We start from the raw sequence: 25385 nt of genomic DNA on the forward strand, positions 1-25385 counted from the left end.
GCGTGAAGACAAAATAGCGCTCTTGCTGCCAGCCTTAGTATTTGTCTTAACCAACAGACATGGAGGAACGGGAAGAACAGACCCAAGCTGTCAGCACCGCCTTCGACCGCGATATCAACCGGTTGAAGGAGATGCACCCGAGCGATGTCGCCGAAGAGATCGAAGATCGCGACCTCAACGAAATACGTGACGTTCTGCGCCAATTCAGCGACGAACATGTCGCCGAAATCCTAACTGAGCTTCCTCAAGAGATCCAAACAGACCTCATGGAGAATATGAGGCTGGATCGCGTCTCCGAAATCATCCCAGAGATGTACTCCGACGACGCCGCGGACGCCCTCGGCCAAGTCTCACCAGAACGCCTGCAGTCCATCATGAACCAACTCCCCGACCAAGATGTCGAGGAGATCACCAACCTGCTCGAGTATCCGGAGGACACCGCTGGCGGAATCATGCGGACGGAGGTACACACCGTCCTGACCTCCATGGCCCTTTCCGAGGCTCGCGAAGCCGTGCGGCGCGGTGAGGAAGAGGACCAAGACAACGCTCTGTATGTTTACGCAGTCGACGAGAACGGTCGTTTGCAGGGGGTACTGCGCTTGCGCGACCTGCTATTCCGCGACCTTAGACTCAAGGTCTCGGCCGTCATGATCAACGACGTCCGCTCCATTAGCGTACACGCCGACCAGGAAGAGATCGCTAACATTTTCCAGAAGTACAACTACCTCGCCCTTCCTGTCGTCGACGACTTCGGCAAACTCGTCGGACTCGTAACTTCTGACGACGTAATCGACGTCATTCAGGAAGAAGCCACGGAGGACATGCAACGCATGGTCGGCTTGAGCGGCGAGGAAATGGTCACCACCCCGTGGACGCGATCCGCCAAAAACCGGATTCCCTGGCTGCTCATAAACCTCGGCACCGCCTTTCTCGCAGCGTGGGTGGTGTCCATGTTCGAAGATACCCTCATCAAATACGCGATGCTAGCCGCATTCCTACCTATCGTCGGCGGCATGGGTGGAAACGCAGGCGCCCAAACCCTTACCATCGTCGTTCGCTCCCTTGCACTTGGTGAAATCGAAGACAACGAGTGGCGACGCGTCCTCGTCAAGGAGATCACCATCGGGGTCGTCTCTGGATTGGTAATCGGCACGGCCGTCGGCCTCATATCCTGGCTCTGGATGGGCAGCTGGGTACTTGGCGGAGTGGTTTGCCTTGCCATGCAGTTGAACTTACTGGCGGCTGCGATGGCAGGTGTGCTCGTCCCCATCGGACTACGGGCTGTGAAAGTCGACCCCGCCTTGGCATCCTCCATAATGGTCACCACCGTAACCGACGTCATGGGCTTCTTCCTTTTCCTCAGCTTGGCCAGCCTCGCCCTCAACTTTTTGCAGCTTTAACTCCGATTTTCAGAGAAGCAGCCAGCAGCAGTAAATTTCCCGCTAATCAGACTCGCAAACGTCTCAGTTACAGCGAATTGTTCCGATTAATCGACAAAAGCCACTTTCGCTGCAACGCTGACCTCGCACATTACATTTGCTCCGTCTATCACTCGGAAACCTAACTACTCCTAAGCAATCTCCGAGAATCGAGCAGCCGATACCAAGAATCCCACAAACATGTCCGTTTCTGTACCCGTCGGAAAAATCCACGAATTTCTAAGCTCATCGCTAATCAAGGTGATCGATACCATGGCGAGCATGGAGTGTACATGCGTAGGTCAGGATGCTTATTCCGGTAAACAAGCTTTCAGCCCACAGATTGATCCCGCAAAGGATGACTCGAAACGCATGTTCGCCTCCTCTGTCGGATTCGCCGGTGAGATTAACGGTGTGTGCTACCTCTTCATGACGGAAAACTTCGCATACGGAGCAGGTGCGAAGATTACCGGACTTGATCGCGAAGACCTCGATGACGATGTCGTACGCGACGTTTGCGGAGAACTCACCAACATGTTCGCCGGCACCTTCAAAAACAAGCTTGCCGATCTCGGGCTGCCCTCAACGCTCACGCTTCCGACAGTTGTGCAAGGCAAACGCATGGCGATCAGCACCGCTGGAACGGCAGAACAGTACCGCTTCACCTTCGAAGTGGCTGGTCTGAACATCTACGCCGACCTCCTGCTTTCAAAACGCGTCTAGGCTGGTTTTAAAAGTCTCTCGCCCCAGTCGTATTTGCCGGGGCTTACCTCCGAATCCTGTAGGCGCAACGCCTGGCGCCGGAGATAATATGCTCCACACGCTCTACTGAGCAGTCTGGACCTAGCACTCGCTCGAATACACTGAGTTCCCGAGCACAGAGTCCTTCGCAAGCGGCAGCCGCAGCACAAATCGGGCAATGGTTCTCCACCAAAGTGAAAACCCCGTCGCCTACCACATTGGCCTCTGCCATGTAGCCTTCCTCGCTGCGAAGCTTCGCCAGCTCCTTCACGCGGCCTGCTAAGGTATCCTGACCTCTGACCCGTTCACCGTAGTGGCGGACTTGCTCATCTCCCCTCTCGTCGAGCAACCGATTCATCGCTTCCTCGCCGAGCACCGACTGTACATTACTCAAAAGATCCAGCATCAGGTCGCGGTGGCGGTCTGGGAAGTGGCGCGCCGCTCCCGCTGCCAAGGACCAAAACTTGGTCGGTCTCCCTTTCCCCTGAGGTCGATCAACCGAATGAACGTCGCCAGCCGCTTCGAGTTCCTGCATGTGTTGGCGAATCGCCATCGACGAGACGCCCAGCTCCTCCGCCATCTGCAGACTGGAGAGTTCGCCACGCATTTTTAGCATGTCGAGTAACGCACGCCGGGTCGCCCAAGTGGCCCCTTTGTAACTCCCATTCTTCAAAGGCATGGCATTAACCAAGGATATTCTTTCTTAAAGATCGAGCCCAAACCTCACCGTAGCAGCTGTACGCCCGTGAGTTCAAACATCCAGCAAGATTCCCCCACTGCGATGTAATCAACTCCCCTATCGACAAATCCACGCACAGCGATATAGTAAAAAAGCAGTAAACGCCACTCACCCGCGACGGACCGATCGGGGTAATAAACATGGATGACTTACTTATAGTTAGAGCCTCAGACCGCGTAAGAGTTCGCTCCCGCGACCGTCGTGCCCAAACCCCACTCGGAGCGAATATCGGTTTGCTCTTGGGTGTGGCCTTCGGAGCGATTGGAGCAAGCAGCTACCCTGGTAATGCCGCCTTCGGTATCGCGATCGGATTTGCTATTGGTTTGGCCATAGGCGGCATCTTGGGCAGCCTTATAAAGCCCCGCTCCCAGCGCCGCGCCGTATACCCGAAGTCGCACTACAGTGGCTTCCCGCCATCGGATATGGAAACCGCTGAATCAGACGAGGCATAGCTGAGAAAGCCCGATCCTCGAATTCGAAATTCGGCTAACTAAGTCCGCTTCAGCCCAAAGTCATTTCCACTGGACAATGGTCGGATCCCAAAATCGTCGGTAGGATTCGCGACTTCTTCAATTGCGGACGCAAAGCCTCTGAGATAAGGAAGTAGTCGATCCGCCACCCGACGTTCCTCGCGCGTGCACCGGCTCGGTAGCTCCACCAAGAGTAGTGGCCCTTTCCTTGCGTGAATTCACGGAAAGTATCCACGAAACCGCCGGCCAAGAGGTTGTCGAACCCAGCTCGCTCCTCGTCGCTGAACCCAGCGTTTTTTCGATTCGTCTTCGGATTCGCCAAGTCGTTCTCGGTATGGGCAACGTTCAAGTCGCCACAGAAGATCACAGGTTTGGTCGATTCCAAGTTCTTGACGTAAGTCAAAAAGTCGCGATCCCACTCCATGCGATAGTCGAGTCGCCTTAACTCGTTCTGGGCGTTCGGCGTGTATACCGTCACCAAATAGAAGTCCGCATATTCCGCAGTCACCACCCGCCCTTCCCCATCGTGCTTTTCGATTCCTAACCCGTAAAAAACCGACTCCGGCTCCTCGCGGGCGATAATCGCCGTGCCGGAGTAACCCTTCTTCACGGCCTCACTGGCAAGCACCGTGGCTCCCTTCCCCCAATCGAAATCCTTTACGATATCCACGGTGGCCTTCGTTTCTTGCAGACAGATAAAATCGGCCCCATTGGCCTCAAAAAAATCCATCGCACCCTTTTTTACCGCCGCACGGATACCATTCACATTCCAAGAAACGAACTTCATCCGCTTGGTCATACCGACCAATCAGCGTGCATCAAACCGAAAGGAAGAGAAATCCGCTCTCGCGATCTAGCGCTGGACAAGCCTAAGCCGCCCCCTAAAGTGCCCGCCTACCTATCCAATGAGAGCCGGACAACACATCCCCTTGGGCCAAGCCATTCCAGACTCGCTGCACGCCGTGTCAGTGAGCATACCCACTATGGCGGACGTAATTGGCTACGAGGAGAAACGCCCCGAAACCATCGATAAACTGACCTCTGGATACCCACGCTTCGTTCTACATACCTGCTTGCGGGAGATCGAAACGCATTGGCAACGCCTCTTCGAGACACCAGGACACTCCCTCTGGCCCACTTCCTCCGAAAACATGGCTAAGCGTTTGCAAGCCCACCTCCTGCCGACGCCTAGCAAATTGATCAAACACCGTGGAGTATCCTGCATCCGGATACACACCGATCCCGACCTAAACAAGGAAGCCAAGAGCTTTCTACAGCACGTCGGCGGTTTCTTATCCGGCCGCCAAGCGGAGGATTACTTGGTAGCCGAAGGATTGCGAGAAGCGCCACAGACAGAAGCGCTCTTCGAGGGTGACGCCACCGAAGCGATACTCGACGCCCTATCGCCTCTGCTCGGCACCGAACGTGATGCCATTGTATTGACCAATACCGGCATGAACGCGTTCTTTGCAGCCTTCGAAGCGGTCCGTTCCATCCAATATCCGAGAGGCCGTAACTCCTGGATCAAGATCGGTTGGCTCTACACCGATACAATGCACATCCTGGATAAACTAAGTGGAGACCACACCGCAAACATCGAGGTGCTGGACGTCTTTGACCTAGACAATCTCGAAATGACGCTCGCCGAACACGGCGACACCGTCGCGGGCATCGTCACGGAAGCGCCCACCAACCCGCTCATCCAAACCATGGACCTACAGCGTATTCGAGAACTGGCGACACAGTACGGGACCTACTTAATCGTCGACCCCACGGTGGCCTCGCCCGCAAACATCGACGTCGCACCTTTCTCAGACATCATCGTCAACAGCCTCACAAAATATGCGGCAAACGAGGGCGACGTCATGCTGGGAGCTATCGCAGTCACCGAACAATGCCCCGACCGCGACGCAATTCTCAACTTTATCAAGGCAGAGGTCGAACCACCCTATTCCCGCGATCTTTCGCGATTGGCATATCAACTTCCCGGATACGCTAAACTCGTCGAAACCGTAAATCGCAATACTGCGGAAGTAGTCGCTTTCCTGGAAACCCACCCAAAGGTGAAGGTCGTTCACTGGGCAAAGCAGGGGCGTTCTAGGAAGAATTTCGAAAAAATAGCCCGGCATCCCGACGCCATCGGAGGACTCATTTCCTTCGAGGTAGAGGGCGACTTCGGAGCTTTCTTTGACGCGACGCCACTACCCAAGGGCCCGAGCTTTGGCATGGGCTCCACCTTGCTGTGCCCTTACATTTTCTTGGCCCACTATTCGCTCGTTATTACGAAAGAGGGCCTAGAAACCCTCAATCGTGCAGGCATCAACCCCGAACTCATGCGACTCGCGGTCGGCCAAGAACCCGTCGAAACCATTATTGCTGCCCTCGCAAAGGGTCTCGATTCCTAGCCTCTCCGAATACAAGCCGCAAACATCATGTCTCGTCCAGATACCGGCGTCGTTCACTACGACCTCCCTTCCCCGTACATCCCGCACGCATGCGGACTTCTTCATCTGCCGCGCTTTATCGCTAAGGCGAAAAAGGCCGTAAAAGGCGAACTGGGAAAATCCTACCAGCGTAACTACAAGAAGGGCTTTGATAGGTTCCTCTGCCTCCACCTCGAGATCGATCCTGACGAGGTCGAAACCATCGTACGCGAGAGCGCGGACGATGCGGAAATCGATCGGCGTCTTGCGGAGATTCTTCCCCAAGACCTAAAAATCGCCAAGTGGAACCGCGAGGTCGTTCAAAAAGGGCTCAGCCCCATGGGACGTGAAGCACTCGACACCGCCAAGAAGAAGATGGGCATCGAAGAGCGCGTCGACCTGATGACCTTCGCCGACATGATCGAGTTTGACGAAGAACGAATCCCCTAACATACAGGACTACAACCTGCGGGAGCCACCTCCAACTTCTCCGCAAAAGCCATCGATTCTTGTATTCATGCCAACCACCACCGAACGGGATATTCTCAGCACAGGTAGCCATCCAGCAAAACGCGGCGGATGCCATCAACTCGAGTTCGCCGGCGAACACGTAGTCACCGCTCGCGTACCGTCGCTGCCGCTCAATCTGACCTTCTCCCTACCATCTGGTGCACGTATCTCGGCGAAAGCGTTTGCCACCCAAGAAGGCAAGGCCATCTCCCGATGCTACCTCCCCGAGGCGGGCGAGTGGAAATGGGAAGCCAAAAGCTCAGCCGGCAAAGGTGTCGCTAGCGGTAACATCCATGTGGAGGAATCGGACCTTCCCGGAAAAGTTCGCACCTCTCAACAAGACCCGAGGCAGTTCGTCTACGACAACGGAAACTACTTCATCCATAGCGGCGACATTGCAGAAAACTTGCTCGCCCCAAAAGAGGAAAACTGGAGCTCCTATATCGATCAGGCTGCACAAGCCGGTTTCACGAAGCTTCGCGTTCGCCTAGCTGAAAACGCGAAATCTACAGCCAATTTCTTCGATAGCCATCGTAAGCAGCTCAACCTGTCCTTCTGGGACGAGGTAGAGAAACGGCTGATCTACGCTCTCAATCGCTATCCACGCATGCAATTGCAGCTGGACCTCTTCGCCGAAGATCGCGAGGAACTGGACCGTTTCGAGGAAGGGGATCCCCTCACCCATCTGGCTGTGACATATATAACTGAGCGTTTCAGTTCCTTGGCCAACGTGCATTGGAACCTCGCCTCAAATATCGATCCCGCTAAAGACAGCGCCGTCACCCTTCAAGCTCTATCCCGACTCGGGAAGACGGTATATGAACAGTCTCCGTGGCACTCCCTTATTACTTGCGGGCTGCCACGCTACGCTACCTTTCTCTTCGATCGCGAAAAGTGGTGCTCCTACGCCTCCCTCTCTTCGCTCGGCCAGGTCGACGGAGCCTACATCGCTGAAAATGCGAGCCTCACCAACAAGCCGCTTGTGCTCGACCAAGACCGTGCCGAGTACCAGCTCGCGCCCCTCCAGCCGCGCTACTACTTTCGACGCCTTTTCTGGGGCGTCTTGCTATCAGGCGGACATCCCACTTACCAAGGTCTCGATACTAGCGGACAAGGGCGAGGACATCACGCCGGCATCGTTGGCTATTACGACGCGTGCCACTCCGCCCGCCTGAAGTCAGGAGCGCACGACTTGTTACACATCCAGACATTTATCCGCGAAACCTGCGGATCCCTCGTAGGCTGGGTCGCCGACGATTCCCTGAGCGGCAACAAGCCCCTACTCGCGAAGTCCATGCGCTCCCCCGAGAGCGACCGTTGTATCATCTACGTCGCGAACCCCGACTCTCACGATGGCCACTCAGGCAAGAAAGGACAGGGCTTCTACTCAGACCAAAACGCCAGCGCGAGCGACATTTTCACCACTTTCAATCTTGAACTCCCGTTCGCAAACGGCACCGCGCGCTGGTTCAGCCCGACAACGGGAGAATGGAAAGGGCAGGTCGAAATAACGAAAGCGTCTACTATCTTCCTCACGCCAGAACCAGGAGACTGGGTTCTATGGATACAACGTAATTAGTCTGTAAAGTACAGGCTGACTGGCATTTCCAACAGTAAATATCTCTTTCCCTGTTCGACAACTCCCTGTGCCTGTGCCATCGTTTCCACTCAATGGAATTGCCCTTAAACCGCGTCGAAGAGTTTCTCCATACTCGAATACCCCTCTCTAAAGCGATAAATTGTCAAGTCGTCGAAGCGACCGACAAATCGCTTAAGCTTTCAGCCCCCAAGTTCGTGAATACCGTCACCGACGACGGATTCTCTGACACCTGCGTACTAAACCTTTGCAATCTCGCCAGCTGGGCGTTCCTGCACATCTCCCTGCAACGCCTCAACTACAAGCCCTTCACTAGCCTGACCCAAGCCAACCTCGGGAAAACGCGCGAGATCGACTCGAATTCCAACCATATCTACGCCACCTGCAGCCTTCCCAGCGACAAGGAATGGCAACAATTTCTTCGCATGCTCTCCCGAAAAGCTCGGGCAAAAATTAGCCTCGTCACTATTCTCAGCGACAAGCTCGGCGAAACCTCTAAGTTGACTTGCGAATACGACACGCGCGATTTGGATCCGGCTTAGTTCGACGCTTCGCGATCGGGCTTCCTCTGTCGCGCCCATGCAAAAGCAAGAAATAGTAGATCGCATAATCGGCATCGTTGAGCAAGAGCTCACATCTGCCTCCAAAGCCGCATTGGAGAGTGCCGAGGAGGCTACCGACGAAGAATCCCGCCCTGAAAACAAGTACGACACCCGAGCTCTCGAGACTTCCTACGTCGCCAGCGCCCAAGCTGGATACGCAAAAGACCTGAGAACGGCCCTTCAGGCCTATCGCAACTTGGTTTTGAGCAAAGAAGCCAACTCGGGGCCCGCTGCAATTGGCTCGCTTGTCACCACGCTCGGAAACGCGGGACGCGAACAATTTTTCATCGGTCCGGCTCGCGGCGGACTCGAACTGCAAACAGAGGTTGGCCCTATCATCGTTCTCACTCCCAAGTCTCCGCTCGGCAGCCAACTCATCGGCAAAGGACTTGGCGGCTCAGCTGGAGACCGCCGCATCCTGCGGGTTGAGTGAAAAAGAAAGATCGACCGCTATGCGGATGGTACGAGACAACTCTCCTAAGGAATCCGAATTGAGGCACCTACCTTGAGACTCCCCTCGTCAGGTATTACGTCCCGATTCGCGTTCAAGATTTCACGCCATCGGCTCCCGTCGCCATAAACTTGGCGAGAAATCTTGTAGAGCGAATCCCCCGGTTGGATCGTATAGCTACGCTGCGATGCCACATTTTCTCTAACCTGTTGAGGACGAGCCTGCTCGATGCGCGCCGGCGTGTCCGCTCGTAGCGTACGCACGGGGGCTTGTTCCACCGTAGCAACTGCAGATGGAGGTGGCTCGTTCAAGCGATTGCGTGCTGTCACAAGCTGGCGTTTTAGCAATTCATTCTCCGAACGTAGAGCTTCTATCGTATCCAAAAGTTTGAGACGTTCAAGTGGGTCCTTGTACACCTTGGCGTCAAACGTCATGGCAAATTCCTTTTTGGCAGCTTTGATGCGCTCTTCCACCAGCTCGATCCGCTCCACAGCATCGTCACGGTCGCTTCGCTTCAGAAGCGCCTCATAATGCTTAAAGTGATAGATCGCTGAAACGGGGTCTTGCAGGTGCTTTAAGTAGATATTTCCCGCATCTAAATGCGACTCAGGAGCATTGCCGTTACGTCGCTGGATAAGCTTCAGGAAGTTCTCCAGCGCCTCGTTTTCCATCCCGCGGGCATACAAGTCCCGGGCACGCCGAAAAATGGGATCCTCATCCTCGTTCAACACCTCAAGCGAGTTCTGCTGGGCACAGCCCGCCATAAGCAGTAAGCCCGAAAGCGTTATCAAAAATAGTCTGGAAGCCTTTGCCCTTAGCGTCATTTAGTATCCTCTCTCCGTGCATAAGACAGCATCCCAAGCCGCGTTTCCAAGTCCTAAATACCGATTACACAGTTTTGCGTCCCCTACTCATGGAAACTCCTGAAATCATCGCCAAAGGCCGACGTTGCCTCGACATCGAAATCGCCGCCCTCCAGGCAACCCGCGACTCGCTCGGAGTAGGTTTCGCAAACGTCGTCTCAATTCTACACAAGACACTGGCTCGCGGCAATAAGCTCATTCTAAGCGGAGTCGGGAAAAACGCCCACATCTGCCAAAAGCTCGTTGGCACCCTCAACTCCACTGGAGCGCCATCCACCTTCCTCGACCCCGTACAAGCCCTCCACGGAGACCTCGGCCTCTGCCGACAAGGCGATGCAGTCCTCGCCTTCAGCAATAGCGGCGAGACTGCCGAGCTCCTGCGCTTTCTGCCGATGGTCCAGAGATTCGAAGTGCAAACCATAGCGGTCACCGCCAAAAGCGAATCTAGCCTCGCTCTACTCTGCGACGCGACCCTCGCTTACATCGTAGAGCGAGAAGCCTGCCCGCTCGCACTCGCCCCAACCGCCAGCACCAGCGCCGCCATGGGCATCGGCGATGCCGTAGCCATGGTATTGCTCGAGCTCAATTCCATCTCCCGAGAAGACTTCGCAAAATTTCACCCGGGTGGAGCCCTCGGCCGCGTGCTCTCGCCAAAAGTCGACGAAATCATGCGGCCAAACGAGCGGCTTGCGGCCTTACCGAAGTCAGCGAGCTGCAAAGAGTGCCTCGCAGAAATGTCCGCCAAAAGTTCCGGCTGCGTCGCCCTGCTAGAAGACGACAGCACCCTCGCCGGCATCATGACCGACGGCGACATTCGTCGCTACATCCTGAGTCACCCAAATTTCTTGGACAGCCCTGCCAGCACTGTGATGACGCCAAAACCGATTACCATCGCCAGCGGATCTTACGCCGCAGAAGCTCTCAAAACTTTCGAAAAACACAGCATCGACGACCTAATAGTCGTGGACCAGTTCAACAGGCCGATCGGCATCATCGACGGCCAAGACCTTACTAAGGTCCGCGTCGTCTAGAGCAGCTTCCCTCAAGTCGACTCGCTCGACGCATTCGGGTTTGCAATGGGACCGTCGTATGCGATGCATACTGACTCCTATTTCGATCGATGCAGAACACGACTCAAACTACCCGCTCGGACACCACCAAGCAGCTCCCCGAGCTGTTCCAGTTGCTCCAGCCCCACCTAGAGGCCTTGGACGCCTACCTGGAGGAGCAGATCGAAGCGTTCGAGCCTGAGATCCGCGAACACGTCTCTTATAGCATGGACACCGGCGGCAAACGCATCCGCCCTTCCCTCATCTTTTTCAGCGGTTGGAACAAGGAGTCTGAAGTAGACGAAAAACTGGTGCGCCTCGCTGCCGTAGTGGAAACGATCCACCTCGCTACCCTCGTTCACGACGACATCATGGACGAAGCGGAAATCCGACGCAACCGAGCCACCGTAGCCAAGAAATACAACAACGCCACTGCTGTGCTGCTCGGCGATGCCCTCTTCTCGCACGCCGTCTTCCTGGCCACCCAGTTTCCCACTATCGAGGTTTGTCGCAACATTGCAGTGTCCATGCGCCAAGTTTGCACCGGAGAAATACTGCAAACCATGCAACGCGGCGATCCAGACCTCGACATGGAAACCTATTTTCGCGTCATTGATCTGAAAACCGCTGAGCTCTTCCGCGTGTCCTGCAACCTCGGTGCACGGCTTGCCGGATTCGACGATGCCTATGTACAAGCTGCTGGCACCTTCGGTCGCCATCTCGGCATCGCCTACCAAATTTACGACGACATGACCGACCTATTCGGCTCCCAAGAGAAGATCGGAAAAACGCTCGGCACCGACATCGCGACCGGCAAACCCACTATGCCCTTGATCCTCATGCGAGATCGCCTCCCAGTCGACGAGTCTCGTACATTGAGAGATTCGCTCGCTGGAAACATTGAGGCTGACGTACCCTACTGGCTAGCGAAGCTTCGTGAGATGGGGATCTTCGAGGAAGTTCGCCAAACGATCTTCGACGAGATCGGAAAAGGCCGAGCAGCCATTGAAAGTTTCGAAGACAACCCCTCAGCTACTCATCTTCGCACCATCAGCGAACTGCTCTGGAACCAAGTGGATGCCCTCTAGGTCGCTCAAACTTGGTAAAAGCAAAAAAGCGACTTCAAATCTCCGCGATTTTGCGTATAGCTACAGAAGACTAACTTATCCCTACAACCCTTAGATGAGCATCAGCAAGGCTATCAAACAGACCTTGGTTTCCACGCCCGAACGGCGTCAGGAGGCCGACGACGACCTTCTGATCGTACAAAAGGTTCAGGAAGGAGATGTGGACGCCTTCGACGAGCTAGTCTCAAAATACAGGGAACGCATCTACTCAGTCGTCTATAACCTCACCTCGAACCGCGAAGATGCCTCCGACCTCACCCAGGACGCGTTCATCAAAGCCTTCCAATCCATCGGAAGGTTCAAGGGCAAATCCAGCTTCTTCACTTGGCTCTACCGCATCGCCCTCAACACCACCCTTACACATCTTCGCAAGAACAAGCTACGCCGCTTCTTCAGCTTCGAGAAGATGAGCGAGGAAGATCACTCAGCAGGCTTCATCGAGCAACTTAAGACGGATTCCGATTCCGACAAAAACACGCTGATGAACGAGCTCCAGGAAAAGCTAAACGACGCTTTCCAAAAGCTATCCGTCAAACATCGAACCGTCATCACTCTCTACGAGATCGACGGTTTGAGTCACAAGGAGATAGCCGAGATCGTCGGAACATCTGTCGGAACCGTCCGCTCCCGTCTCCATTACGCGAAACAATTTCTGCAAGCCGAACTGAAAGACTACGTCCAGTAGCCCGAAATCGATGAGCAAACACCCCAAAACAGCCTCTGCAGCCAAAGCTGACCAACGCCTGAGCCAACTCATAAAGCTCAAGCGGCTGGAAAAGCCGGATGCCGCCTACTGGGAGAAATTCGAACAGGAGTTCCGAAGCCGACAACTAACGACTTTTGTCCACATTCAGCCCATGCATACCCGCATCCGCCGCGCCTGCATGATAATCGCACGTAAAGCGGCCCCACCGGTCGCTGCCGCAGGAGCCGTGGCGCTCACTTTCTTCGCTGTCACCAACGCTTCCCATTTTAACCAAAGTCCGGACGACGAAATTAAATCCAGTAGAAACGAGCTCGCCCCAGCCCAAGAAAGCGAGGGGCAAGATGCTTACTTCCTTGTGAGCGTCGAGAACAGTGCCGATTCGCCTCAAGAGTCCGATCCGAGCGATACAATTTATCAAGTCCATGAGCTCAGCAACCGAGGCGTAACGGCAAACGGATACCAGCTCAACACCACTCCCGTTACCTTTTCCAAAAACGTAGCCGGACAGACAGCCACAGCGAACATCCTAAGCCAGCAGCCGAACTACTAGCTTGATGCATCCTCGCCTCGGATCATTCGCTTGGATCGCCTTTTCGCTCCTCGCCGCTCTCGTCGATGCCGCGCCTAGCGAACTGGAATCGGACAAGTCGGCCATTCCTGGCGAAAGACGTCTGATAGAGCTGTATCGAGATTACCATGACTGCGTCGTTAAGGTAAAGTTCGCGGTAAAGACCATCGATGACGCTGGTAAAGAGCAAGTCGCACTCACGGTCCAATCTGGGTTCTACATTGATGCGGAAGGAACGGTACTAACCAACTCAGTTCCTACACAAAAGGGTCCGCGCCTTCGTATTGAAAAGGACGGCCTTCAGCTCTTGGCAGTGCCAATTGCGTCAGATTCAAGAACAAATATTGCCATTTTGCAGGTGGCAAAGCCCCCGCCCGGCATCAGATTCATAAATTTGACTCCTTCTGATGACGAGCCTCCCATCGGTTCTCTGGCCTATGCGATAACCAGCCCTCTTGACCTCTCTCCAACTCCCAAGCTCGGCATCGTAACAGGGCGAGAAAGCAGCTTTAGTAACATCGAATTCCCCTGCACCTACACTCGCATCGGAATATCATCCGGTCCTGCTGAAGGTGGAGCTCCTGTTTTCGCGAGCGACGGTACCCTCATGGGGGTTAGCGTCGCATCTCTGCCAGATGTAGACTCTAGCTACATTGTCCCCACAAGATCACTACAGCATATCGTGACTCAACTTCGCGAAAACAAAAAAGTCTTTCATCCCCGGGTAAACGCCGAGATCCAAGAACGTGCGAATCCCAACAGTCAGGAACGTAGCCTCGTGGTAGACAGTGTCGGGGAAAATAGCACCGCCAGCCAAATCGGACTTCTACCCGGTGATCGGATTTTGGGTGTGGAAGGCAACGAAATCTCAGGCATCAACGAATGGCGCGATGCGCTTTTCTTCAGCGAGGAAGACCAGTTCATAAGGCTTACCATTCAAAGAGCGGAAAAGGAAAGAGAGATCGCGCTGTTGCTTAGCAGCAAATGACTCGCAAGCTTGCCTTCCATGGCAGTCTACCACTCTGAAATATCCATTAGAACCCCAGGTCAGGGCACGCATGAGATAACTGACCAAGCTCGCAATGCGATCCGCGAGAGCGGACTTGAGAACGGCACAGTGACTGTATTTTGCCGCCACACGAGCTGTAGCCTCGTGTTGATGGAAAACGCGGATCCCAGCGCCCGGCATGACCTCGAAGGCTTTATGAACCGGCTCGTCCCGGAAAAGGATCGTCACTTTACACACACTTACGAGGGTCCAGACGACATGCCGAGCCACATTAAAATGGCTCTAACTCGAAGTTCTGAAGTGATTCCATTTGCAGCCGGTAAGCTCCTGCTTGGCACGTGGCAGGGCCTCTTTGCTTGGGAACACCGCAGAGCACCTCACACTCGGTCTCTGGTCCTAACTGTGATTGGGGAATAAGCTCCAAAACAGAAAGCGCCTCTCGGATAACCGAGAAGCGCTCAACTAAAGTAAATGTACGTAACTAAATCCGAATTCTAGCGGTTTCTTAGTGAGACTGGGTCAACACCCGATGCTTCCATCATTTCTTGAGAGAACACGTCCTCAAAGTCAGCTTCTTCGCTTGGGAGAATCTTTGCTGTTATGAAGATAAGGAGATTCCGCTTCGTTTCCGTCTTCGACTCGTGCTTGAATAAGCGACCCAATCCTGGAACCTTGCCGAGCAGAGGAACATGGCTGTCATCAGAATTATTAGAACTCTCCATCAAGCCTCCTATTCCCATGGTGAAACCATCCTTCAAAGCAATCTGAGTTTCAGTGCGGCGAGTTGAAATCAAAGGTATAGAAGCACCGCTAGCACCGCCAAAATTTACGATCCCGGTACGGCTACTGACCTCTGGTACTACCTTGAGGTTGATTAAGCCGGCGTTGTTGACTGAAGGGGTGACTTTCAAATTAACGCCAATTTGCTTGTATTCAAAATTGCTTACTTCGAACCCACCTGTTTCTTCGTTATACTGATAATTTGGAATAGGAAATTCTTCACCCACATTGATGGTGGCTTCTTGATTGTTTAGCGTAACAACGGTAGGGTTCGAAACGAGCTTGCTACCGCCTTGCTCCTTGAGAGCGCTCAGAACAAATCCAAACTGATCCGCTGTGAATACTGCTGAAGCCGAGCGAGTCATACCTTTCGTATCCACTAGGGAGTACAAGTTATTAACTGCGTGGGTTATCAAAGTGCTTTCTCCAACCGAGGTAGAGTCAATCAAGGTCTGACCCGAAATATTGTCAACCAAACGACCGCGGTTGACACCCATACCACTCATCTCGGCGTCTCCTCTTGAAAATGCGATATCACCAAGATTCGTCTCGTTCGATTGATCGCTATTGCCGCTAGTAACTCGATCACGATCAAAAGACGAGCCCCACTGCTTGTTTATCTCGCCCACACCTACCCCATAGTTGCGTAGCGAAGACCAGTTTACCCCGATATTCTTAACGTCAGTATCCGTTACTTCGATAAAACGGGTTTCGATAAAAACTTGCTGCGTTGGCTTATCAAGGCGCTCGACGACAGCCCGAATGCTATCCATCCTAGAAGCGCGTTCAGACACGATCAATGCATTGCTGCGTGTATCGACTTGCACCGCTCCACCAGCCTCAGCATCGACGAGACTGCGAAGAGTCGCTGCAATGGATTCAGCATCCGCATAGTTGACCATGAATATCTCCGTGATCGGCGGCTCAAAATTGAGAGTGTCGCGGCTAACTATTTTGATGATGGATCCCTCTTCGATGAAAGTATACCCCACCGGATCCAGGATCACCGAGTAAATTTGGCGCCATGTTACATCACGAAGCTTAATCGAAGTGGTTCCCACCAAAGTATCAGGTACGACTAGGTTTAGAGTATAAAGGTCCGCAACGTTACGGAGAACAGTGCGAATCTCCTCATTTGGATAGTCTACAGAAATGAGATCAGATGCATCAAGAGTCATTTCATTGCCAAGTGGAGAGGCAAAAGAGTCATCGATCGCTGAAACTCCATTTTCCTCTTCTGTTGCATCTTGCTCACCCGTATTCCGATTTTCGAACAAACGATCGATATCCGTAATACGTGGACCCGATGCTTCTTCTTTCGTTTCTGAAGTAGACTGCTGCAGTTCGTCGCGAACACTTCCTGCAGGGGCAGCCTCCTGTCCATAAAGGACAGGTACGCCAACAGCGATCGTAGCCGCTGCAATTGATATAATAATATTGGATTTCATATAACGCATTTACTTAAGTTTTAGTTGTAGCTCCGAATCACCACGGCTAATTTTATAAGTAGACCCTGTGATTTCAGTTATATTGACGCTGTATTCAGCACCATTGTATGTAATTCCGAGCCCGGAACCCATTTTCAGTTTTTTCTCTTTAAAAATCAGATAGAATTCCCCACCAAACATGAATATGCCTGTCGGATTAACGTAATTGGAGAGTTCCTTCAGAAGTTCTTCGTCAGTTAAAACGACTTCAACTTTCTCCTCTACAACAACCTTTTTACCGCTATCCGGCACGAAAGGGCTCGGTGCCTTTTCAACCAAGCTCTCATCTATCGGGCGTACGCTATCACTCAGTAACTTTCGGATTTCTCCAAGTTTCTCTGCGCGATCTTCAGCAGACATAATCGCTGATTCGCAGGAGCTTGCCAAAGTCAGAATCCCGGCTGTGCACAGTACAATTCCATTCAATACTCTCACTATAATTTCCTCCCAAGCACATCTACGGAGAGACGCATTTCTACCTCAGGCTCTCCCGACATTTTGTTTGCATCTACGATAGAAAAAGCATCGATAACAGCAAAAGCCTCGCCTCCTTCAATTGCTCTCAAAAAGGCCAAAACCTCTGAATAAGCACCTTGCACACTCATATCGTATATTATTTCTTGATACGGCGACTGTTCCGCTTTTTTGCGTGCCTTCTTATTTTTCTTACCATCTGGAAGCGGCTTGATTATCTGCTGTATACTTTCCATCTGCACACCGGTCGAAGACTCGATCTGATAGAAATAACGCTGATTTGTCGCAAGATCCTCCGGTGCAAATAATCGTGACTCGACCTCCGACTCCATTGCTTTTAACTCTTCCAGATCACTTTCTATTTCGGCCCCGAACTTTAAGTTCTTCAAAATGCGAGAATGGCGAACAGTCAAATCATCATAATCAGCTTCTAATCGCGTAATTTGATCATTTCGGACAAAATAGACACCAAGACAAACGACCGCTACTGCAGAGCATATAGCAATAATGTAATTCTTTTTTAGATACGAAAATATTGATGCAAAGGTCATTTCTTTTCTTCCTTCTTCGTTATTTCGATACGAAAGGCGAAACCATCGCCCACAGAACCTCTTTCCAAAGACGTTAGCTTATATTCATCCAACAGTCCCTGCATCACATCGGCTCCCTCGATCGATCTCAAATAGTCGTTAACTAACCGAGATGCCTCCTCGGCTGACACGAGCACACTACCCTGTATATTCGCAATCCCATCGGAGTATTCGACACGGTCGAGGTACATACCATCGGGCAATCGCGAAGAGAGACTCAGCAATAAATCGCTCGCAACGAGCCTGCCGCCCTCGAATTCAACTATCTCATTGAGCGACCTGCTGACCTTCATGAAATCAGCGTTATACTTCACCTTCTCGTCGTGACGCGCTTCGTAAGTGGCAATCTCAGACTCGAGTTTCTGGATATCTTCTTCGATATTCATCGCTCGGTATTCCTGAAAAAGTATATAAACAGAAAATATGCCAGCTACCGCTATCGCGAACGTCGGCAGGAAGAACTGCGTACGCACAGCCCGCATGTCAGGAAGCGATTCGTAGTCGCGAAAGTTTGGTCGCCAATTATATGTGCGAGTCGATGTCTGCTTTTTCGATAGCTTTATCACGACTGCCCTCCTTTTCCAAATTCTAGAGCGAGAGAGAAAAGGCTGATCCAAGTATTATCGATCTGCTTGGCGATGTCGTCCGAAGCAAATGTGACCCCTTTTCCCTCCAACCAACGACCGAGATTCAAGGGAAGCGGCGTCAGGTTGAGCAGGTCGCAAATGCTTCCCTCCAACCATGGCAGAAAGCGGCCGTCCTTTAAGCAATAGAGCTCCGATACCGAGCTGCCGGTCTGTACCTCAAAAAAGCCAATGGAACTTTGCAGCTCCCTCAGCAGTTTTCTCAAAAGCTTCGGAGCGATTGGCCCGAGATCGAAATCACGTGACTGCAGGATCTTCTCCGCTGCAGCCTCATCCTTTAGGTTCATTTCCTCCTTGAGCGCTAAAGCGATATGATTAGCCCCACAATCTATTCGCCGGGCCATTTCCACGCCCTTCGGGCCGACAATCACAGCGTTCGTGAACTGCTGGTCTATCTCTAAAAACAAGACAGGGGAACGGCTAGCATCGCTGCCAACTGCGTCTATCAAAGACCCCAAGGTCCCTAAGGTACCCAATTCCAATCGTCGCGGGTAGATTCCGCTTTCGATTAACGCATTTTGGGCATCCGAAATCTCTTCCTTCGAAGCGCCGCATACGAGAATCTCTTTCTTATTATTGGCTGCTGGATCGATTTCACTACCGTCTGCGGCCGAAAGGCAATAGGCCGCAAAGGTGTCTGGATTGACGCCTCCCGACTTTCGGAGGAAGTCGAAGACGTACTCGACCTCCTTTCCTCTCTGGGCGTCTAACAACACCTGGCGCACTAACCGGCCTTCTGGGTAGATGGCGCTGAAAGCATGCATGTAGGCGTTTGACTTCACCTTCGCGAAATCGCGAATTTTAGAAGCTGGCGAGTCATCCTTCGATAGGTCTATCTCCACGACCTCCTCGACGACCGTGGGGGCCGTCTCCGAACTGATGCGGGCAGCTCGGATCGCAGAAGGACGGTACTCTACGATAAAATTTTTCTTTTTAGCTGAGATCATTGTCGTTTTGCGTCCCCTAGGCGCTGTCCGCTTCGAGGTGCATATGACGCTATCGGACTCACCCAGCTGGGGTTGAGGTCAATAGAGTGATCTAATTCGGAACCGCCGACATCCACCATCGGGAGATGCGCATTTCCCACCCTAAGAGAAACTTGATTCCTGAGCTATTCCCCTCAAGGGAACCGCAGGCCAGCGCTCACTCGAAGCCAAGCAGCCCTTCCTAAGAGCCGCTCACACAAGAACCAAAATATTTTCTGGCAAAGCTTTCCCCAAAGAAAGACTGCAAGAGACCACGTAGGGGCGAGTTGGCAGGATGCAGACGCAAAAAAGCCCGAACTCAGGAGAGTTCGGGCTTTGAAAGGCGATTCAGTCGGGCGCCTGCCGGAATGGGGACAAGTCGACGGTTTTCAGCATTGGAGCTATTCGCGCGCTGCTGCGCTGGCGAAGTGGCGCCCCGAGTCGAAAACTCAGCCTACCAGGCCTTCTTCTTGTGGCGGTTCGACTTCAAGCGCTTGCGGCGCTTGTGTTTTGACATCTTAAGTCTGCGTTTCTTTTTGAGATTACCCATTGTTTTTGTCCCTTGAAATTTTGGAAAAGCCCGAGAACGTGGGCCCTCGCCGGAAACCTGTAAAGCAGAAATTGCAGAAATTAAGACTCCAACTTGAGTGGAGCCGAGTTATCAGCTTCGCCCTCCCCGGTATTCGTCCAAGCGCTTGAGCAAAGTCTCAAATCGGCTCGGCAGCGGTGCGAGCACGGGCTCCAGCGTCACCTCCGGGACCTTGAATTCAACCTCTACCAGATGCACGCAGAGGCTGTCATAGAGCGGCTTCTCGCGACCTTTGCCACGCATGTAGTCTCGCTTGATGCGAGAGAGGTAAATCTCGTCTCCCTCGCTGTAGTAATCCTCTCCCACGACATTCAAACCGCGTTCCGCTGCGTGTACCCTTATCTGATGGGTTCGCAAGAAATTCGTTTCCGCTTCCCAAAGCTGATACTGACCGTAGCTACGCAGGAAGCGGAAGCTGGTTTCACACTTCTTGCCGGTCCGATGCGAGACGACCATGCACTTCGACTGGAAATGCCGCGCCAAGGGAAGATCGCACACAAACTCGCGATCTTCAGTCTCTGACTTCACGAGGAGGTGGAATCGAAAAACGAGTTGCGAAGAACCTACCGCATTCTTAAGCAACTCCTCGTTTTCCTCGTTCTTCGCGAATACAAGAACTCCGCTTAATTCCGGATCGAGGTTGAAAGTCCTGAAGAGGCCCTCGACTCCAAGTGACTTGAGCTGCGGCTTCTCATTGAGCAGCTCGCGCCGCAAGGCCATGGAAAGGTCTGGCTTGCCGAGGGTCCATTCATGCTGAAAGCAAGCAAGTCCGGCCGGCTTGTTGATCGCGAAATAACGATCGTTGTTGGCGATCAACGGAAACTTCTCCGGCCGGCTGCCCAAGTATCCTGGCGGGAAGGAGATGAATTCTTTCTTGCTGCTCATGTTTTGGCTGGGGTCGGAAAAGAAAGAACCCCCATCGTGTAAAACGCATGGGGGTTCATGATGGGAGGAGGAAAAATGGATTAACCGGCGATGTACTTGGCAACGGAGGCCTTCGCGCGGCTCGCCTTGTTGTTGTGTACGAGGTTGGTTTTCGCAGCTTTGTCCATTGCGGAAACGTAATCGATCGCGGCGGCCTTGAGCGCTTCTTTGTCAGAACCGTCGGCAGCGAGTGCTGCTACCTTCTTGGCCAGCGTCTTGATACGAGTCTTGCGAGAACGATTGTGCAGAGTACGCGCGATCGTCTTGCGGTTGTTCTTAATTGCTGACTTGGTATTTGCCATAAGGGGAGCGGATATTCCCGCCAGAAGAGCCTTTGTCAAGGCTTTAGCCGGACGGGAGGAAAGATAATTTCAACTCAGCCTAAAAGCTATTATTCAATAGAGTCGGATCGCCGAACGGCAAGCGCTCTCCCACTGCCTTCAGTTCCCGCCAGAAGTCAATGTTCAACCCGCTGCCGCCTCCGAGATCCGCCAATGCCTCGTCGTAGTGGAACTCGTAACCGCCACTGAGCGTGATCTCCAAGCCCACAATCGCTCCATGTACGGCCCCGCCAGATCCCCCGCCATGCAAGTGCACGTTTGAATTCGGGGCGTAGATTACAGCGTAGACCAGGCCGTTGCCCCCCACATCCACACTAGTCCCCCCTTCGTAGGGAGTGGTGTTGTAAATCATGAACTTCTCGGCCTTCTTGGTTTCGTTCTGCATTCCGTAGGCAGAGCCATTTCCGGTAATGCTGAGGGACTCTGCCGAATAAAGCTCCAGCGAACCGTTCTCAGTAATCCGAATCGTGCCTTTGCCTGAAATACTCACATTACGGCGAACGTAGAGCGCTACGGGACCATCGATCACCAAGTTGTCCCCATTACCTGAGAGACCGATGCGTTCCGCTTGGTACTTAGCCGGCGTGGTGTCCAGAGGATCACCGAGAGTCAACGGTCCATTAATGTCGGAAGAACCACCATTCAAGGTGCTAACATCCGTCCATCCCGCATAAGGAGGGACGTCCACCGGCGGGAGCTCGGCATAAAAATCTTCCGCAACACGGGTGAGATCCTTCGATCCACTCGCGTCGCCCCACTCACCCAGAGTGCCATTGCGATGGAATGACGAGTTTACGTTAAACGTTCCACCTACCGCGATGTAACCGTAGATATCGGCATTGTTGAGCAGGATATCGGTGTTCAGGAGAGCCAACGAAGCTACATTGCCATTTGAGGCGCGAGTCGCAGCCGAGTAGTTACCCACTCGCGAGTCCCAGCTGTCCACTGTCACTCCGTTGCCATTCATGATCACGTTTCGGCGCGCCAGAAGTCCGTTAGCAAAAAGACTGCTGGACGACAAATCTACCTTGATCTGGCGAGAGAGCGTACGACCGTCCGCGCCTGTTAAGGACCCCTCGGCCGCAATCGTCGGCGATGTGGTGCTCTTGCTCACAAATACCTTAATCTCGCCAGTAGCCCCGTCTCCCACCCAAGGGGCCGCTAGAGATTTGAAGTACCCGTTGGAATGAGATATCCACCCATCAGCTGACGACCAACTCCCGTCATTGAATCCGCGAACCCCTTCCTCAAGGCCTGACTCCGCTAAGTTCAACGCATTCTGCATATTGAGGTAGCGTGTCGACATTTTGTATTCAGTAAATGACGACTGCATCGCAGCTGCCATCCACAGGCCGAGCACGACCACCACGAAAATGGCCGCAACCATGGCTGATCCCCTTTTACCACTCATAGAATTTCCCTTCATATTAGACCCTCACTTGATTAACTACTCACTGACCGATTCCGCATCATGAACCGAGCCGAGATGATTTCGTTTGTATTGTTGATGCTAAGAACATTCCTCTGCATCTCCGCTTGAAGCTGGATTTCCTTCACCTCAATCGGATTGATAGTCCCGTCGGAGTCCTTGACTCCGTAGAGGTTATAGTAGACGAGCTCCAATGATTTCACGTCCTTCAAGATGATATCAGTCTTGCCTCCAGCCGTGCGCGAGAATGTCCCTGTGACCGCGTCGAAAGCGTAGACAACGGTGCTTATCCCACCGGTGGAATCGTATACATCTAGGGAAACCCTAGTCGCCGTCGCCGAATTCACATCGACTGTCATGCGAGCGTCCGACCCAAAATCCTCTAGAGTGAAACGACTGGCCATGTTCATGTCCTGGTAGTTACCAAGGCCCTTCGTAGTCTTGGCCAGGAAGAGCAAGCTCCCCGTCGAGATGGCAAGCACCAAACCGCAGAGCGATACCGTAACGAGCACTTCAACCAACGTGAATGCCCTACGGTTAAGCGACACGCCAGAGTTCTTCCTAGAATGAGCGATAGTAGTAGTCATGTAATCCATTCTCAGTGAACCAAGAAACCGTTTGTTTTGCCCTAGCGTTTCCGCGGGCGTCGTTCCATTCCACCCGAATCGTCGCCTGCTTCTGATTTGAATGGCGGTCTTCGATCAACCGATAAGCTTGGTAGCGTGCCCCAAAAGCATCGTTGAATTCGGTGGTGAGATCGATCGAAACCTCGCCTGCGTCCGTCGTTTGCTGGGCTTCCAATGCGCTCCAACTCATGGTACGCAAATCCTCCATCTCGCTCTGCAGGATCTGAGCGACACGGGCATAGTCGCGGGAAGTCTCGACCGTTTGCAATGCTTGGGTTACGGTCGAAAACGCGGCTACCAAGACGAGCCCCAGGACCATGAGCGCCATGATAACTTCCACCAAAGTGAAACCGCCCTCACCTTTCACAAAGAGTCCGCTCCGCACTAGGCGATCATTAGATTCAGGCAAGTTGTGAAAACGCATATTACTTCCCCAAACGGGGGACCTGAATCAAAAACGAGCAGAATAGAGGAAAGCTCCAGTTCTTGACCAAGACGCAGTATTTTCCTCCAACCCAAACTAAGCGTAAAATCCACCCCGCCCACGCAAGACATAGGCCTAGCAACCTATCGTGCCCTAGAAAATATCCGCATACGACGTACCGCGCTAAACTCGATGATCACTTAGTAAATAGCTAGTTTCGGAGCCTGTAAGCCGGATCCTGTAGTCTGGCCGAAACCAGACTCGCATTCATTTATCTGCATCCCGCCGAAGCGGGAGCCCCTTCTTGCGAAGTAGCGCGGTTTACCCGGAACCCTTAATGGACGAGCAGCCCAGGTTCCCTATTTAACCTTGCGCCGGAATGGGTTTACCCTGCCAGCCCGATTACTCGGACCGCGGTGGGCTCTTACCCCACCTTTTCACCCTTACCCCGACCGAAGCCGAGGCGGTATATTCTCTGTGGCACTGGCCGTCGAACCGCCTTAAAGCGGCCCTCCCCCGCTTTCACGAGGAATCCTGCCCTATGGCGTCCGGACTTTCCTCCCCGGAGATTCTCAAAAAGAACAACGGAGCGAATGCGCGGCCCCGAAACTAGTCCGCGTAATAGAGGATGCGCCCGCAATTGTCGCAAGTCGTAATTTCCTTGGCCGCCTTCACTTCCGACAAAATAGCGTTGGATACCCGCATGTGGCATCCCTTGCAGGACTGGCCAGCCAGTTCGACGACTACCGGAAACTTGAGACCGCGAGCGACCTGCGTGTACTTCGAGCGGCTCGGGTTGTCCAACTCCGCGTCTGCTGCCACCTTGGCCTCCCGAGCCGATTCGAGTTCATCCTTCACTTCCTCCTCCCGCTCGTTGAGTCGTACAATCGCCCTCTCCTCCAGAACAATCTCCTCTTTCGACTTCGTCTCAGACTCCGCGAATCGCTTTCGCTCTTCGTCGAGCTCATAGAGCACCTCGAGTTCGTCGGACTCTAAATCGGAAATCTTCTTCCCTGCGTTCTCGATCTCATGGATCAAAGCTTGGTACTCCTCGTTCTTTTTAACTTGGAGCTGCTGGTTCTTATACTTGACGATCTGAACCTCGACAGAAGCCATCTCCGTTTCGATGCCTTTGCCCTTCGTCTCCAACTCCTTGATACGCTGCCGCGCAGCTTCTATATCCGCCTTCAGCGATGCAATTTTCGCTTCTGCTGCCTTCCTCTCCAAAGGGATCGTCTGCAACGCGTCCTCGACTTGTTGCAATTTCATGTCGCGATCCTGGAGGATCAGCATCTTGGTGAGGGCATCGGATACCATAGGGGAATTGCATTCAGCTGCCCGAATCATGACGGGTCAAACCTTCAATCGAGCCAAATGCGTTAAAAACGCTACGGCGAATCCCTTATATATAATACATCTCTTCGGTCGAGTTCGGCATCAGGTCCCTTACCGTCAATTCCGAAGCCTTGGCCTCGAAACAATCCTGCAAGGTCTTCCACGTTTTCGCCACGGATTCGCCCGACGCGCCGGAAGAATTGGCTACCGACCCAAAAACGTCGCCCTGTACCAAGGCAATGACTTCACGAAGCGATATCTCATCGGGACTACGGGCTAACAAATAGCCACCTTGCTTACCCCGGCGGCTCTCGATCAATCCACCGTTTCGCAGCTCACCTAGGATCTGCACCAAGTAATTGGCAGGGACCGCCTCCAACTCCGCAAGCTCCTCAATTCGCGAAAGTTCCCCCGACGGAAGTCGGACGGCCATTCGGGCGAGGGCGCGGCACGCATAGTCGAGCTTTACGGATAACTTCATAGGCAAAAATCGTAGGCATTCGA

30 protein-coding genes and 1 other RNA gene are annotated in these 25385 nt (G+C 53.1%); 14 read left to right on the forward strand and 17 right to left on the reverse strand.

Annotated elements, in window-relative coordinates:
• Positions 1–59: 59 nt before the first annotated feature.
• Both mgtE and QEH53_RS10880 read left to right on the forward strand, forming a co-directional pair.
• Positions 60–1400 (forward strand): magnesium transporter, encoded by a 1341-nt coding sequence (gene mgtE / locus QEH53_RS10875; RefSeq protein ID WP_309023216.1) that lies wholly within the window; start codon positions 60–62, stop codon positions 1398–1400.
• 219 nt (positions 1401–1619) lie between these two features.
• A complete protein-coding gene (locus QEH53_RS10880) occupies positions 1620–2141 on the forward strand; it encodes a chemotaxis protein CheX (RefSeq protein WP_309023217.1) in 522 nt (173 codons plus the stop codon).
• A 43-nt stretch (positions 2142–2184) separates the two neighbouring features.
• On the opposite strand, the gene QEH53_RS10885 is transcribed toward QEH53_RS10880, so the two are convergent.
• Positions 2185–2838, reverse strand: coding sequence for a transcriptional regulator (locus QEH53_RS10885; protein WP_309023218.1), 654 nt, complete (start codon positions 2836–2838; stop codon positions 2185–2187).
• A gap of 200 nt (positions 2839–3038) precedes the next feature.
• Between QEH53_RS10885 and QEH53_RS10890 the strand changes: the two genes are divergently transcribed.
• Positions 3039–3350, forward strand: coding sequence for a hypothetical protein (locus QEH53_RS10890; protein WP_309023219.1), 312 nt, complete (start codon positions 3039–3041; stop codon positions 3348–3350).
• 49 nt (positions 3351–3399) lie between these two features.
• On the opposite strand, the gene QEH53_RS10895 is transcribed toward QEH53_RS10890, so the two are convergent.
• Entirely contained in the window at positions 3400–4155 is a 756-nt protein-coding gene (locus QEH53_RS10895) for an exodeoxyribonuclease III (RefSeq protein ID WP_309023220.1), read from the reverse strand.
• A gap of 118 nt (positions 4156–4273) precedes the next feature.
• Here QEH53_RS10895 and QEH53_RS10900 point away from each other — a divergent pair, with 118 nt between their 5' ends.
• From QEH53_RS10900 to QEH53_RS10920, 5 genes are all read left to right on the forward strand, one after another.
• A complete protein-coding gene (locus QEH53_RS10900; protein WP_309023221.1) occupies positions 4274–5773 on the forward strand; it encodes a PLP-dependent transferase in 1500 nt (499 codons plus the stop codon).
• A gap of 27 nt (positions 5774–5800) precedes the next feature.
• Positions 5801–6241, forward strand: a complete 441-nt coding sequence (locus QEH53_RS10905) for a DUF5069 domain-containing protein (RefSeq protein WP_309023222.1) — start codon at positions 5801–5803, stop codon at positions 6239–6241.
• Positions 6242–6308: 67 nt separating this feature from the next.
• Entirely contained in the window at positions 6309–7880 is a 1572-nt protein-coding gene (locus tag QEH53_RS10910; RefSeq protein WP_309023223.1) for a DUF4038 domain-containing protein, read from the forward strand.
• Positions 7881–7972: 92 nt separating this feature from the next.
• A complete protein-coding gene (locus QEH53_RS10915; RefSeq protein ID WP_309023224.1) occupies positions 7973–8440 on the forward strand; it encodes a YiiD C-terminal domain-containing protein in 468 nt (155 codons plus the stop codon).
• 37 nt (positions 8441–8477) lie between these two features.
• Positions 8478–8933 (forward strand): hypothetical protein, encoded by a 456-nt coding sequence (locus QEH53_RS10920; protein WP_309023225.1) that lies wholly within the window; start codon positions 8478–8480, stop codon positions 8931–8933.
• A gap of 44 nt (positions 8934–8977) precedes the next feature.
• On the opposite strand, the gene QEH53_RS10925 is transcribed toward QEH53_RS10920, so the two are convergent.
• Entirely contained in the window at positions 8978–9775 is a 798-nt protein-coding gene (locus QEH53_RS10925) for a LysM peptidoglycan-binding domain-containing protein (protein WP_309023226.1), read from the reverse strand.
• A gap of 74 nt (positions 9776–9849) precedes the next feature.
• On the opposite strand from QEH53_RS10925, the gene QEH53_RS10930 reads away from it, so the two are divergent.
• The 6 genes from QEH53_RS10930 to QEH53_RS10955 all read left to right on the forward strand — a co-directional run bounded on the left by QEH53_RS10930 (position 9850) and on the right by QEH53_RS10955 (position 14690).
• Positions 9850–10845 (forward strand): KpsF/GutQ family sugar-phosphate isomerase, encoded by a 996-nt coding sequence (locus QEH53_RS10930; RefSeq protein WP_309023227.1) that lies wholly within the window; start codon positions 9850–9852, stop codon positions 10843–10845.
• An 89-nt stretch (positions 10846–10934) separates the two neighbouring features.
• Entirely contained in the window at positions 10935–11951 is a 1017-nt protein-coding gene (locus QEH53_RS10935) for a polyprenyl synthetase family protein (protein ID WP_309023228.1), read from the forward strand.
• 94 nt (positions 11952–12045) lie between these two features.
• A complete protein-coding gene (locus QEH53_RS10940) occupies positions 12046–12675 on the forward strand; it encodes a sigma-70 family RNA polymerase sigma factor (RefSeq protein ID WP_309023229.1) in 630 nt (209 codons plus the stop codon).
• A gap of 10 nt (positions 12676–12685) precedes the next feature.
• Complete coding sequence (locus QEH53_RS10945; RefSeq protein WP_309023230.1) at positions 12686–13246, forward strand: hypothetical protein; 561 nt, start codon at positions 12686–12688, stop codon at positions 13244–13246.
• A 4-nt stretch (positions 13247–13250) separates the two neighbouring features.
• A complete protein-coding gene (locus QEH53_RS10950; RefSeq protein ID WP_309023231.1) occupies positions 13251–14252 on the forward strand; it encodes a S1C family serine protease in 1002 nt (333 codons plus the stop codon).
• Between the two features lie 18 nt (positions 14253–14270).
• Positions 14271–14690, forward strand: coding sequence for a secondary thiamine-phosphate synthase enzyme YjbQ (locus tag QEH53_RS10955; protein ID WP_309023232.1), 420 nt, complete (start codon positions 14271–14273; stop codon positions 14688–14690).
• 77 nt (positions 14691–14767) lie between these two features.
• On the opposite strand, the gene QEH53_RS10960 is transcribed toward QEH53_RS10955, so the two are convergent.
• The 14 genes from QEH53_RS10960 to QEH53_RS11020 all read right to left on the reverse strand — a co-directional run bounded on the left by QEH53_RS10960 (position 14768) and on the right by QEH53_RS11020 (position 25362).
• Positions 14768–16510 carry a secretin N-terminal domain-containing protein gene (locus QEH53_RS10960; RefSeq protein ID WP_309023233.1) on the reverse strand — a complete coding sequence of 581 codons (1743 nt, stop codon included), beginning with the start codon at positions 16508–16510 and terminating at the stop codon, positions 14768–14770.
• Entirely contained in the window at positions 16511–16900 is a 390-nt protein-coding gene (locus QEH53_RS10965; protein WP_309023234.1) for a hypothetical protein, read from the reverse strand.
• 74 nt (positions 16901–16974) lie between these two features.
• The gene (locus QEH53_RS10970) at positions 16975–17565 is read right to left on the reverse strand and encodes a hypothetical protein (protein ID WP_309023235.1); all 591 of its coding nucleotides are present in this window, start codon (positions 17563–17565) and stop codon (positions 16975–16977) included.
• Complete coding sequence (locus QEH53_RS10975) at positions 17562–17990, reverse strand: PilN domain-containing protein (protein ID WP_309023236.1); 429 nt, start codon at positions 17988–17990, stop codon at positions 17562–17564. The genes QEH53_RS10970 and QEH53_RS10975 overlap by 4 nt, the downstream gene beginning before the upstream one ends.
• 176 nt (positions 17991–18166) lie before the next feature.
• Complete coding sequence (locus QEH53_RS10980) at positions 18167–19195, reverse strand: hypothetical protein (RefSeq protein WP_309023237.1); 1029 nt, start codon at positions 19193–19195, stop codon at positions 18167–18169.
• 472 nt (positions 19196–19667) lie between these two features.
• Positions 19668–19763 carry an AURKAIP1/COX24 domain-containing protein gene (locus tag QEH53_RS24170; RefSeq protein WP_083794420.1) on the reverse strand — a complete coding sequence of 32 codons (96 nt, stop codon included), beginning with the start codon at positions 19761–19763 and terminating at the stop codon, positions 19668–19670.
• Between the two features lie 111 nt (positions 19764–19874).
• Positions 19875–20687, reverse strand: coding sequence for a pseudouridine synthase (locus QEH53_RS10985; RefSeq protein WP_309023238.1), 813 nt, complete (start codon positions 20685–20687; stop codon positions 19875–19877).
• A gap of 80 nt (positions 20688–20767) precedes the next feature.
• Positions 20768–21028, reverse strand: coding sequence for a 30S ribosomal protein S20 (gene rpsT / locus QEH53_RS10990; RefSeq protein ID WP_191618883.1), 261 nt, complete (start codon positions 21026–21028; stop codon positions 20768–20770).
• Positions 21029–21107: 79 nt separating this feature from the next.
• The gene (locus QEH53_RS10995) at positions 21108–22493 is read right to left on the reverse strand and encodes a hypothetical protein (RefSeq protein WP_309023239.1); all 1386 of its coding nucleotides are present in this window, start codon (positions 22491–22493) and stop codon (positions 21108–21110) included.
• A 17-nt stretch (positions 22494–22510) separates the two neighbouring features.
• Positions 22511–23083 (reverse strand): prepilin-type N-terminal cleavage/methylation domain-containing protein, encoded by a 573-nt coding sequence (locus tag QEH53_RS11000; protein WP_309023240.1) that lies wholly within the window; start codon positions 23081–23083, stop codon positions 22511–22513.
• Positions 23058–23531: a type II secretion system protein gene (locus tag QEH53_RS11005; protein ID WP_309023241.1), complete on the reverse strand. Its 474-nt coding sequence runs from the start codon at positions 23529–23531 to the stop codon at positions 23058–23060. The genes QEH53_RS11000 and QEH53_RS11005 overlap by 26 nt, the downstream gene beginning before the upstream one ends.
• 226 nt (positions 23532–23757) lie before the next feature.
• Positions 23758–24155: RNase P RNA component class A (rnpB, locus tag QEH53_RS11010), an RNA gene on the reverse strand.
• A complete protein-coding gene (locus tag QEH53_RS11015) occupies positions 24156–24815 on the reverse strand; it encodes a C4-type zinc ribbon domain-containing protein (RefSeq protein WP_309023242.1) in 660 nt (219 codons plus the stop codon).
• Positions 24816–24948: 133 nt separating this feature from the next.
• Positions 24949–25362, reverse strand: coding sequence for an Rrf2 family transcriptional regulator (locus tag QEH53_RS11020; RefSeq protein WP_309023243.1), 414 nt, complete (start codon positions 25360–25362; stop codon positions 24949–24951).
• Positions 25363–25385 lie beyond the last annotated feature (23 nt).

The sequence above is a fragment of the Pelagicoccus sp. SDUM812002 genome, assembly GCF_031127835.1.
Classification (GTDB): domain Bacteria; phylum Verrucomicrobiota; class Verrucomicrobiia; order Opitutales; family Opitutaceae; genus Pelagicoccus.